The sequence below is a fragment of the Flavobacterium sp. genome (assembly GCF_040382755.1).
Lineage (GTDB): Bacteria > Bacteroidota > Bacteroidia > Flavobacteriales > Flavobacteriaceae > Flavobacterium.
Genome location: NZ_JBEIET010000059.1, coordinates 1 through 12707 on the forward strand (window position 1 = coordinate 1; position 12707 = coordinate 12707).

The following is a 12707-nucleotide window of genomic DNA, read 5'->3' on the forward strand; positions in this document are numbered from 1 at the left end:
AATAAAGCTTCACGTAAGGTTTCTCCTGAAACACCCATTGGTTTGTAAAAACCTCTGTTAAATAAGTGTCGCATAGTAATGTACAATCGTTCGATAGCTGCCGACGATTCTTGCGCCCGAGAACGCGAAATGTTTTTAATGTCTCTCATTAATTTCTATTTTATAACCAACAAAGGTAATAAATTTATTCTTTAGTCCGTTTTCGTTCGCTTTTTGTGTATAGAAAGTTAATAATTTCTTCATTTACATCGTTAAAAAATCAGCAATTTTTCTGTTGTTGCTTAATCTTGGTAATTTGTTTTGTCCTCCTAATTTTCCAATAGATTTCATATAGTTTTGAAAACCATTTTTTCCCACTTTCGTAATCACAAGTTTTCGCAACACATTGCCTTTTATTAAATCGTCGTAATACACATTTTGTTGGCGCATTTCTGCATCAATTTTTAATGCAAAAGTTTCCAAATCTTCTGGTTCCGAATCAAACTCGATTAACCATTCGTGATACGGTAAACCGCTTTTTGGATTAATTTGTGGCGCAACTGTAAACTCATTTACGCTTATATTTGTTCCTGAAATTGCGTTTTGTAAAGCGGTTTCCACTTCTTTTCCTATCACGTGTTCGCCAAAAGCAGAAATGTAATGTTTAATTCTTCCGGTAACAATAATGCGATACGGTTTTGTAGAGGTAAACGCAATTGTATCGCCAATATTGTATGCCCAAAGTCCGGCATTCGTAGAAATAATTAAAACATAATTTATGTCAATTTCTACTTCGCTAATTGTGAGACGCTTAGGGTTTTCTGTGAAAAAATCATCTGCTTTTATAAATTCGTAGAAAATTCCCGAATTCAGAAGCAATAACATTCCTTTTTCGGTTTGCGAATCTTGATAGGCAAAAAACCCTTCGGAAGCAGGAAATAGTTCAATTGAATCTACTTTTCTACCTATTAATTGTTCGAATTTGGCACGATACGGTTCATAATTCACCCCGCCATAAATGAATAAATTGAAATTTTTAAATAAATCGCCAACAGGCAAATTCGATTTTGTTTTTAATTTTTCAAAATACATTTGTACCCAACTTGGAATACCTGAAATCACCGTCATATTTTGATGAAGCGTTTCTTCTACAATCGCATCTACTTTAGTTTCCCAATCTTCAATACAATTGGTTTTCCAACTTGGTAATCGGTTTTTTTGTAAATATTTTGGTACATAATGCGCTACAATTCCAGAGAGTCTACCTAATTTGATTCCGTTTTTTTCCTCCATTTCTGGACTTCCTTGTAAAAAAATCATTTTTCCGTCAACAAAATCGGATTTTCCTGTTTCGTGAATGTAACTTAAAATGGCATTTTTTGCCGCTTTAATATGAAATGGCATCGATTCTGCCGTTAGTGGAATGTATTTCGCGCCTGAAGTTGTTCCTGAAGTTTTAGCAAAATACAACGGTTTTCCTTTCCATAAAACATCCGATTCGCCAGCAACAACTTTATCAACGTATGATTTCAATTGTTCATAATCTCGAACAGGAACTTGTTTCGCGAAATCTTCAAATGATTTGATGTTTGAAAAATTATGATCTTTTCCAAATTGCGTGTTTTTCGCTTCACGTAATAAAGATTGAAATACCTTTTCTTGTGATGCAACAGGCTCGTTCGCCCATTTTTGCGTTTGAAAATGAGAATATTTAGCGAGTATTTTAGCTGCAAATGCTTTTATTGACATACTTGTCGGGTTTTTTTTTTAGTCTTTTTTTGAGACAAATCAACTGATTTTATACAAATATAAGATAATTAGCGAATGTGCCAATTAGTAAATCCTGAGATTCGGGACAAGTTGTGCCAATAAAAAAGAATAATTTTATTTGTGTTTTATTTTTTTATGTACCTTTGTGGTATAAATTTAAAATTTAAACAAAATGAATTCTTTATATATAACTTTAGGAACCATTGGTGGAACAGAGTGGATTATTATTATTGCTGTTGTTGTCTTATTTTTTGGAGGTAAAAAAATTCCAGAATTAATGAAAGGACTTGGTGGCGGTATCAAGGAATTTAAAAAAGCGGCTAAAGGTGAAGATGAAACTCCAGTAGTTAAAAAAGAAGAAGAAACAAAAGAATAAATTTTTAAAATTCCAAATAAATAAATTCCAAATTCCAAATTTTAAAACTTGGGATTTGGAATTTTTTATTTTAGGTTATTTCTTGAATTATAGTAAAAAGTTTACGCTTTAGTAAAATATTTTTTAATAAAACTCGTTTAATTAATTGTTAAACCCATTTAAATTACAACTGTTTCCTTATTTTTGTTGGAAAGAACCGTGGTTTTTTTGTATGCCCTAAAAAAAATATTATGTTAAAATGTAATTGTTTACGTGTTGCTTTCCTATTGTTTTCTATTTCTTCCTTTTCTCAAAAAGGAACCCTTTCTGGGCGAGTAAATGATTTAGAAAAAAATCCTGTTGAAAATGCAGTAATTGCTTTAATAACGCCAAAAGATTCTATTTTGTATCGATTTACAAGGTCTGACAAAGAAGGTAAGTTTTTAATTAAAAACATCAAATCAGGAAAATATATTTTGAGCATTTCAAACAGTCTATTTGCTGATTATGTAGATGAAGTAGAAATAAAAGAAAATGAAAATAACCTAGAAACAATTGGGTTATTTAGCAAAAGTAAATTAATAGAAGAAGTAATTATTAAAGGCGGTTCAATACGAATTAAAGGTGACACAACTAGCTATAGGGCAAGTGATTACAAAGTTGATGTAAACGCAAATGTGGAAGAATTACTAAAAAAACTTCCTGGCATTCAAGTTGATAAAAATGGAGAAATCAAAGCAATGGGCGAATCGGTTAAAAAAGTTCTTGTGGATGGTGAAGAATTTTTTGGAGACGACCCAGGAATGGCAACAAAAAATCTTCGTGCTGATGCGGTTAAAACAGTACAAGTGTTTGATAAAAAAAGTGATCAAGCAGAATTTACAGGAATAGACGATGGGAAAAGTCAAAAAACAATAAATCTGAAACTTAAAGAAGATAAAAAGAAAGGCCGTTTTGGAAAAATAGACAACTCTGCTGGACCATTAGAAGACCAAGACCCAAGGTATAACAGTAATTTGATGTTAAGTGCGTTTAAAGGAAAAAGGAAAATTTCGGCTTTTTTATTAAATGGAAATACGGGTCAGGACGGTTTAGATTGGGAGGATAGCGATAAATTTGGTGGTGAAAACAGCGATGTTACAATGAATATGGATGATGATGGAAATGTAAGTTACCAATGGATTGGAGGCAACAATGATGATGAACCGCAAGTGGATACGCAAAATGGTTTTATAAAAAACACGAATGGTGGATTGCATTACAACAACAAATGGAACGACAAACAAACCTTAAATTTATCGCCAAAATTTAATAATCAAAACTACACTAATAACAATAAAAGATACAATAAATCACAAATTGGTATAACACAACTAAATGAAAACACTTCGACCGCTACAAACGTCACAAGAAACAATTATAAATTCAATGCGTCTTATGATATAAAATTAGATTCTTTAAATACGATTAAAATAAATACAAAAACAAATTTTTATGCTACTACAAGTAATGAATTTACCGATGGCACAACTACTGATGAAAATGGCGTTTTAAAAAATAAAAGTCAGAAAAATCTAGATACAAAATCGGATAAACAATCATTAATGGCTTCTGTTTTATTCAAACATAAATTTGCTAAATTACGTCGTACTTTTTCAATGAACTTGTCTTGGAGTAGTTTAAATAATGAGTCTGATAATTATTTAAAATCTGATAATGAAAGTTTTATTTCGGGAATTTCTTCCTCTATTATAAGTCTTAATCAAAATAAAATTGGCAAAAAAACAACTCAAAACACGAATGTAAATCTTGTTTATACTGAGCCGATTGCTAAAAATTGGGCGTTACAACTTGGTTATCAAATTGCTTACAACACGGGAAAAAACAATCAATTAACGTATGATTTTTCAACTTTATCGAACCAATATGATTTACTGAATAGTGGACTGTCAAATCAATTTGAACAAACTATTGTAGTTAACAAACCTAATTTAATAATGAGTTATAACTCAAAAAAAATAAATTATAGTTTTGGTAGTGGATTTGGTTTTACCTTTTTTGATTTGATTGACCAAACCTTCAATAAAGAGTACAAGCGAAATTATACCAATCTTTTTCCATCGGCAAGTTTTTCTTATAAATATAAAAATAATGGTAATTTAAGAATAAATTATAATGGCTCAACATCGCAGCCAACTATTGACCAATTACAACCCTTGCGAAACAATCAAGATTTTTTTAATCAAATTATTGGAAATCCCGACTTAAAACAATCTTTTACAAATAGTATAAATATTTCTCATAATAATTATAATATCTTGAGCGAATCTCATATGTACCAAGGTGTTTATTTTAGAACTACGTCGAATTTAATTACTTATAACAGAGATATTGATATTGACAATGCAAAAACTACCTCTAAAGCAATCAATACCAACGGTAATTTTTCTGGTAATTTTTATATGGGATATGGTTTCAAAATAAAAAAGTTTGATTTGGATGCCGGAATTAATCCTTCAATTAGTTATAATAAATCGATGATAAGTATTAATAATGTTCTGAACAATTCAAAGAATATAAATTCAAATTTTTCGTTTTATTTTTCTAAATCAGAAGAAAAAAGTTATGAATTTTACATCAATAATCAATTTTCAAATAATAGAAATAGTACGTCACTTAATAACGAAGTAAAATCATTTAATACCTATAATTTAAGTATAGACGCAAGCTATTATTTAAGTAAAAATTGGAAAATTAGCACAGATTATAACTTATATACTCGACAAAAAACGGATGATTTTCAGAGTAATCTTACAAATCAAATTTGGAACGTAAGAGTACAACGCACTTTTAAAAACGATGAATTTACTGCCTACTTTTTGGTTAGAGATATTCTTAATCAAAACATTGGAATTGAACGATATAACTATGGCAATGTAATTGGAGAAGAACAGAATGATAGACTTAAACGCTATGCTATGATTGGTTTTATCTGGAATTTTAAAAATAAACAATAATTAAAACATAAAAACGATGAAATCAGTATATTTTGTAGCAGCAATGTTGTTTTTTAGCTTTTGCTCAACAGCACAGCAATTTGTTGACAAAGCCGAAATTGAGTTTGAGGTAAATACCAATGTCAAGAAAAATATGAGTAATAATAGTTGGGATGAGATGATGAAAGAAAGTCTTTCAGAACTTAAAACATCTTATTGGACATACAGTTTTACAGACAATAAAAGTTTATTCAAATTTAATCGCTGGAGCGAAAAAACAAGAATTCCAAAAAATGAAAAAGACCAAGACGAAGAAAAAAGTTGGTATTATGATTTTAATACAAACTCTATGAGTTCACAAAAACAAGTGGTTGGTTCAACTATTGTAATTTCAGATAGTATTGCGCCTATTGAATGGAGAATTACTAACGAAAACCGTGAAATTGCAGGTTATAATTGCCGTAAAGCGGTTGGAAAAATTTTTGGTGATGTGTATATTTTTGCATTTTATACCGATGATATCACCATTAGTGGCGGACCCTGTTCAATAAATGGATTACCTGGAATGATTTTAGGTCTTACAATACCCAGATTATATACTTCTTACATAGCAACCAAAGTAAACTTAACCGTTACAAATCCAACTGAAATAAAACCTATAACCGCTAAAAAAATGTTTTCTAATTTAGAATTTAGGACACTTATTGAAGACAAAACAAAAGATTGGTGGAGCTACGGGAACGATGAAGAAGAGAAAAAAAGAGAAAAAAATGTTTTCCTTTGGAATGCATTTCTCTAATACTTACAATACCATCGTCAACTGAATGCGCTTTCTTGCATCATCTACCTCAACCACTTTTACTTGCACGTGTTGGTGTAATTTTACCACTTCGTTGACATCAGATACAAAACCTGCTTTTAATTGCGAAATATGCACCAAACCACTTTCTTTGGTTCCGATATCCACAAAACAACCAAAAGCGGTAATATTATTTACTATTCCTGGTAAAATCATTCCTTTTTTTAAATCTTTTATCGTGCGAACATTCGGGTCAAACTCGAAAACTTTAGCGGCTTTTCTTGGGTCTAATCCAGGTTTTTCCAACTCTTTTAAAGCGTCTTTTAGTGTTAAAATTCCAATTTCAGATGTAATATAATTTTCTGGTTGGATTTGTGCTATTTTTTCTTTGTTGGCAATCAAGTCTGTTGTTTTAACACCTAAATCCTTAGCCATTTTTTCAACAATTGCATACGCTTCTGGGTGCACTGCCGAATTATCTAATGGATTTTTTCCGTCTTTAATACGAATAAATGCTGCGGCTTGTTGGTACGCTTTTTCGCCCAAACGGGGTACTTTTTTTAGTTGCTTTCTGTCTTCAAAAGGGCCGTTTTCTGTGCGAAATGCCACAATGTTTTCAGCCATTTTTTCGCCAATTCCAGAAACATAACTCAACAACGATTTACTAGCTGTATTTACGTTAATGCCTACCGAGTTTACACAACTCATTACTACAGTATCTAATTGCTCTTTTAATTTATTTTGATCTACATCGTGCTGGTATTGTCCAACTCCAATAGATTTTGGATCGATTTTTACCAATTCCGCCAACGGATCTGAAAGTCGTCTTCCAATAGAAACCGAACCACGCACCGTTACATCATAATTTGGAAATTCATCGCGCGCAATTTTACTAGCCGAGTACACTGATGCACCTGCTTCTGAAACCACAAAAACCTGAATGGGTTTATCAAAAGCAATTTTTTTAATGAAAAACTCCGTTTCGCGAGATGCCGTTCCGTTACCAATAGAAATCGCTTCAATATTATACGCGTTTACCATCGAACGGATTTTTTTCATCGCCATAGCGCTATCGTTTTGTGGGGCGTGCGGATAAACGGTTTCATTATTTAGTAAATCTCCTTTTTCATCCAAACAAACCAATTTGCAGCCACTTCTATAACCCGGGTCAATAGCTAAAATGCGTTTTTCACCTAATGGTGGCGCCAATAACAACTGACGTAAATTTTCTGCAAAAACATCAATAGCTTTTATATCGGCTTTGGTTTTTGCTTCTTGTAACGTTTCGTTTGAAATAGCGGGTTCTAACAATCTTTTATAGCTGTCTTTTATCGCTTTTTCAATTTGTTCGCCGCTTTCGTTATTGGTTTTGATTAAATTATCTTCCATAAAACGAATCACTTCGCTTTTATCTTCATCATTTAATCCTACATTCAACTTAATAAATCCTTCAGTTTCAGCGCGTAACATCGCTAATAATCGATGCGATGGCGCTTTATTTATGTTTTCAGACCAATCAAAATATTGATTAAATTTTTGAGCGGCTTCGTCGTCTTTTTTGGTTTTAACTACTTTAGTGGTAATTTCGGCTTTACGCTGAAAGGTTCTTCGTAGCGATTTTCGAATGAAAATGTTTTCGTTTATCCATTCGGCAATAATATCTCGAGCGCCTTGAAGGGCTTCGTCTTCATTGGCAACTTTTTCATTTAAATATTTCGATGCCAGAAACTCAATGTCATCATTTCGTTGAGACATTATTATTTTTGCTAATGGCTCCAATCCGTTTTCACGCGCGGTGTCTGCTTTGGTTTTTTTCTTCTTTTTATAAGGCAAATAGAAATCTTCCAATTCTTGTAAATCAAAACTGTTTTCAATTTTAAATTTCAATTCAGGCGAAAGTGCATTTTGCTCTTCAATCGATTTTAAAATGCTTTCTTTTCGTTTGATGATTTCATCAAATTGTTTGTTTAATTTAAAAATCGCTTCAATTTGAACCTCATCTAAATTTCCTGTTTGATCTTTTCGATAACGAGAAATAAACGGAATCGTGCAATCTTCCGAAAGTAATTTTATTGTAGCTTCAATGCTTTTTACAGCAATATTGGTTTGGTTTTGTATGAATTGGATTGTGGTCATTGTGAAAATTTAGTATAAAATATAAATTCCGCCAATTACGACGGAATTTAAATTAGTCATAAATAAAATATTATTTACATGCAATTTTATTCACTCTATTTGCGTGTCTTCCGCCTTCAAAATCGGTATTTAAAAATGTAGCTACCATTTCCACAGCTTGTTGGATAGAGGTATAACGTGCCGGAATAGAAATTATATTCGCATCATTATGCTGACGGGCTAATTCCGCAATTTCTTTCGTCCAACATAAAGCGGCACGAATATCTTGGTGTTTGTTTGCCGACATCGCAATTCCGTTTCCAGAGCCGCAAATTACAATTCCAAAATGAGCTTTCTTACTTACAACATCATTCGCAACAGCGTGACCAAAATCTGGATAGTCAACACTTTCAAAAGTATCTGTTCCGTGGTTAATAACTTGATAATTGTTGCTTTCTAAATAGTTAACTATTGCTTTTTTGTAGTCTGGACCCGCGTGGTCGTTACCAATTGATACTGTCATAATAGTGAGTAGTGTTGTTAATATTGTTTTACAAAAATAATCAATATGTAGCGTATCATAAAGTAAATTTGTAAATATTATTGGTTTCCTATTTTAATGATTTTACAAAAATCAATCGAAAAAAGAGCGTTGTTAATACTTTTTGATAAAGAGTTGATAATCAGTTAATGTTAATTTAACATTACGTGTTGATAACTTAAGATAGAAAATAATAAGTTTTTTGCTGGTGTGAAATTAAAATTTGTAATGCAAATCTTAAAATTAAAATCAAAATTTAGTTATTACATTTTATTGTTTTTTTATGAATACTTTTTACGTGGTTATTAACAAAATTTATAAATTGACTTATATACAAAACAAACGCGGATTAAGATTTTAACAGGTGTTAATAAGATTTGATTAAAAAATAAAAATTCGTTGTAAAAGAAGTAATTAGCAAAATTTTTGAGTGTTTATTAATTTGTATAACTTACAATAAGTTTGTAAAACAACATTTGAAAATAAATTTATACCACATATTAACACACTATAATAACCATCAATAATTTAAATTTAATTAAAATCTTTTTTTGTTGTTTTTAATATATGTTGAAAACTTTTAAATTTTAGAAAATTAAAATTTTATTAAATCTTACTACTTAATTCCGTTTTCTTATTTCTTCTTTGTACTTTTAATGCATAATAAGAATGATATATGAAAAAGAATTTCAGAAAAATGACAAAAAAAGCCAAAGATTTTTCGGCACACGTATATAAAATACTATCCGCATCACCTACTAAAGACTTTAATTACAAACAAATTGCTGCAATAATTGAAGTGAATGACACACAAAGTAGAAACGAAATTATTAAAGAATTAGGTATTTTAAAGAAAGCAGGTAAAATAGAAGAAACCGAACGCGGTAAATATAAAATAATATCCAAAGCAGAATATTACGAAGGAACAGTAGATATGACGTCTCGTAAATCGGGATATTTTGTTTGTTCTGAATTAGAAGATGATGTATATATTCCGTTTATAAATTTAAACCACGCTTTAGATGGTGATAAAGTGAAATGTTATATTTACAATAGAAGAAGTAGTAGAAAACCAGAAGCCGAAGTTTTAGAAATTTTAGAAAGAGCAAAAACAGAATTTGTTGGTGTAATTGATATTCAGAAAAATTTTGGTTTTGTAACTACTACAAACGCTAAAATGTATACCGATATTTTTATTCCAAAAAATGAAATAGCTACTGCAGAACACGGTGATGTTGTATTAGTTTCAATGGTAGATTGGCCAAAAAAAGCTGATTCTCCGTTTGGAAAAGTAATAAAAGTATTAGGAAAACCAGGAGAACACAATACAGAAATCCACGCCATTTTAGCAGAATACGGATTACCAAATGATTTTCCTGTTGAAGTAGAAGCGTATGCTAATCAAATAGATACTTCAATTACAGAAGAAGAAATTGCAAAACGAAGAGATATGCGAAATATTTTAACGTTTACAATTGACCCTAAAGATGCAAAAGATTTTGATGATGCCTTATCGTTTCAAGTATTACCAAATGGTAATTATGAAATTGGAGTACATATTGCTGATGTTTCTCATTATTTACAAGAAGGTACAATTTTAGATGAAGAAGCGTATAATAGAGCTACTTCTGTTTATTTAGTGGACAGAGTGGTTCCAATGTTACCCGAAGTTTTATCAAACTTTGCTTGTTCTTTACGACCAAATGAAGAAAAATATACATTTTCTGCTATTTTTCAATTAAATAATAAAGCGGAAGTGGTGGATTCTTGGTTTGGAAGAACGGTTATTTATTCAGATCAACGTTTTTCGTACGAAGAAGCACAAGAAATTATAGAAAGTAAATCAGATATAATTCCAGCTCATATTTCATTGACTGGAAAGGAATATCACGCACCAAAACCAATTGTAGAAGCTACATTAAAAATGGATGAATTAGCAAAAATTCTTCGAAGAAAAAGAATGAATGCCGGTGCAATTTCTTTTGATAAAGTAGAAGTAAAATTCAATTTAAATGAACACGCAGAACCTGTTGGCGTATATTTCAAACAAAGTAAAGACGCAAATCATTTAATTGAAGAATTTATGTTGTTAGCCAACAGAAAAGTGGCTGAATTTATCGGAAAACAAAAGAAAACGTTTATTTACAGAATTCACGATGAACCAAATGAAGATAAATTATTTGGCTTACAAAATGTAATTTCAAAATTCGGATATAATTTAAATTTAAAATCGAAACAAGATATTTCTACTTCGTTAAATAAATTATTAGAAGACGTTCAAGGAAAAAAAGAACAAAATATGGTCGACACACTTACAATTCGTTGTATGAGTAAAGCAGCGTATTCAACACATAATATTGGTCATTATGGTTTAGCTTTTGATTATTATTCGCATTTTACTTCACCAATTCGTCGTTATCCGGATGTTATGGCACACCGTTTGTTACAATTTTATTTAGATGGCGGAAAAAGTGCGAGTGAAGAATTGTTTGAAGAAAAATGTATGCATTCGTCCGATAGAGAAAATTTAGCCGCAAAAGCGGAAAGAGATTCTGTAAAATATATGCAAGTGAAATATATGCAAGACCATCAAGATCAAGAATTTTTAGGGGTAGTTTCTGGAGTTACCGAATGGGGAATTTATGTAGAAATTATCGAAAATAAATGTGAAGGAATGGTGCGTATTAGAGAAATTAAAGACGATTATTATACGTTTGACGACAAACAATATGCTTTAGTAGGTGAAGTTTCTAAAAACTTAATACAATTAGGAGACGAAGTGTACGTTAAAGTAAAAAATGCCGATTTAGTGAAAAAACAATTGGATTTTCATTTTGTAAGAGAAAATAAATAAAGTGTTCAGTAATCAGTTTTTTAGTGTTCAGTTAAAATAAAATAACAACACAAACTTGTCATACTGAACTTGTTTCAGTATCTAAAATATATGAAAGTAATAGAATTTATAAAAAGGAATATTTCGGTTTTTAGTGTAGTAAATTTTATATTTTTAATATTTATTTTATTTATTCAATTTTTTAGTAGTGAAGCTACAGGATGTGAAAAAGGATGGTTATTTTTAGGAAAATTTTTTTTAATTTTTTGTATTTTATTTTTATTTACAATTGATTTTATACTTAAAAAACTTATTAAAAACAGATTATATCTTAATTTTTTACAACTATTAATTTTAGTATTAATTTATATATATTATTCATTTTACATTTAATTACAATTATGAAAAAATTCATTTATTCTATATTATTTTTAAGCTCAATAGCTTTTGCACAAACCGAAAAATCTGTTGGAGATTTCAATAAAGTAACTTCTTTTGATAAAATAGATGTAGAGTTGGTTTTAGGTACTGAAAATAAAGTAATTTTAAAAGGAACTAATTCTGAAGAAGTAGAATTAATAAACAATAATGGTGAATTAAAAATTAGAATGCCATTAACAAAAATACTAAGTGGTGATGCTATTTCAGCAACCGTTTATTATAAAAAATTAAATGCTTTAGAAGCTAATGAAGGCAGTAGAATTTCTTGTGAAACAGAAATAAAAGCCATTGGTTTTGATATTATTACCAAAGAAGGTGCAGAAATTGTTTTAAATACTCTTACTTCAGATAAATTAAAAGTGCGTTGTGGCGCAGGAAGTATAGTTACTATAAAAGGAACGGTAAAAAACCAAGATATTTTAGCGAATTCGGGTGCTAAATATGATGGTCAAGATTGTATTACCCAACAAACTACAGTAACCGTTAATGCTGGCGGAATAGCTAATGTAAATGTTACTGATATAGTGGACGCTAAAACCCGAGCAGGCGGAACAATTACTATTTACGGCAATCCAAAACAAATAAATCAAAAATCGGTTGCTGGCGGAAAAATTATTCAAGCAAAATAAAATTTACCTTCAAGTTTTTTTATAACTTTAAAAATTAGTAGTTTTACATTTAAGTGCATTAGTTTAATAACCCTTTTAAACTTATAAACTTTTTAAACTTATAAACTTTTTAATGATTCACGATATATTATTAGCCATTCCTTGGGCATTTTTATTAGCTATTTCTATTGGTCCTGGTTTTTTTATGTTATTAGAAACCAGTATTACCAAAGGATTTAAAGCAGCTTTTACTTTAGATTTAGGAATTGT

Annotated in this window: 8 protein-coding genes; 5 read left to right on the plus strand and 3 right to left on the minus strand. The window is 30.3% G+C overall.

From position 1 onward, the window contains the following. Positions 1–243 precede the first annotated feature (243 nt). On the minus strand, positions 244–1728 hold the full coding sequence (locus ABWO04_RS06855; RefSeq protein WP_353078534.1) for a GH3 auxin-responsive promoter family protein: 1485 nt from the start codon (positions 1726–1728) through the stop codon (positions 244–246). Positions 1729–1921: 193 nt separating this feature from the next. Here ABWO04_RS06855 and ABWO04_RS06860 point away from each other — a divergent pair, with 193 nt between their 5' ends. From ABWO04_RS06860 to ABWO04_RS06870, 3 genes are all read left to right on the plus strand, one after another. Next, the gene (locus ABWO04_RS06860) at positions 1922–2125 is read left to right on the plus strand and encodes a Sec-independent protein translocase subunit TatA/TatB (RefSeq protein ID WP_353078536.1); all 204 of its coding nucleotides are present in this window, start codon (positions 1922–1924) and stop codon (positions 2123–2125) included. 230 nt (positions 2126–2355) lie between these two features. Further along, entirely contained in the window at positions 2356–5121 is a 2766-nt protein-coding gene (locus ABWO04_RS06865; RefSeq protein ID WP_353078537.1) for an outer membrane beta-barrel protein, read from the plus strand. A gap of 16 nt (positions 5122–5137) precedes the next feature. Further along, positions 5138–5899: a GLPGLI family protein gene (locus ABWO04_RS06870; RefSeq protein ID WP_353078539.1), complete on the plus strand. Its 762-nt coding sequence runs from the start codon at positions 5138–5140 to the stop codon at positions 5897–5899. Positions 5900–5902: 3 nt separating this feature from the next. Here ABWO04_RS06870 and ABWO04_RS06875 read toward each other — a convergent pair whose 3' ends face one another. After that, positions 5903–8035: a Tex family protein gene (locus ABWO04_RS06875; protein WP_353078541.1), complete on the minus strand. Its 2133-nt coding sequence runs from the start codon at positions 8033–8035 to the stop codon at positions 5903–5905. Between the two features lie 70 nt (positions 8036–8105). Further along, on the minus strand, positions 8106–8537 hold the full coding sequence (gene rpiB / locus ABWO04_RS06880) for a ribose 5-phosphate isomerase B (protein ID WP_353078543.1): 432 nt from the start codon (positions 8535–8537) through the stop codon (positions 8106–8108). 694 nt (positions 8538–9231) lie between these two features. Here rpiB and rnr point away from each other — a divergent pair. Next, positions 9232–11409 carry a ribonuclease R gene (rnr, locus tag ABWO04_RS06885; protein ID WP_353078545.1) on the plus strand — a complete coding sequence of 726 codons (2178 nt, stop codon included), beginning with the start codon at positions 9232–9234 and terminating at the stop codon, positions 11407–11409. 380 nt (positions 11410–11789) lie between these two features. Further along, positions 11790–12458, plus strand: a complete 669-nt coding sequence (locus ABWO04_RS06890; RefSeq protein WP_353078547.1) for a head GIN domain-containing protein — start codon at positions 11790–11792, stop codon at positions 12456–12458. Positions 12459–12707 lie beyond the last annotated feature (249 nt).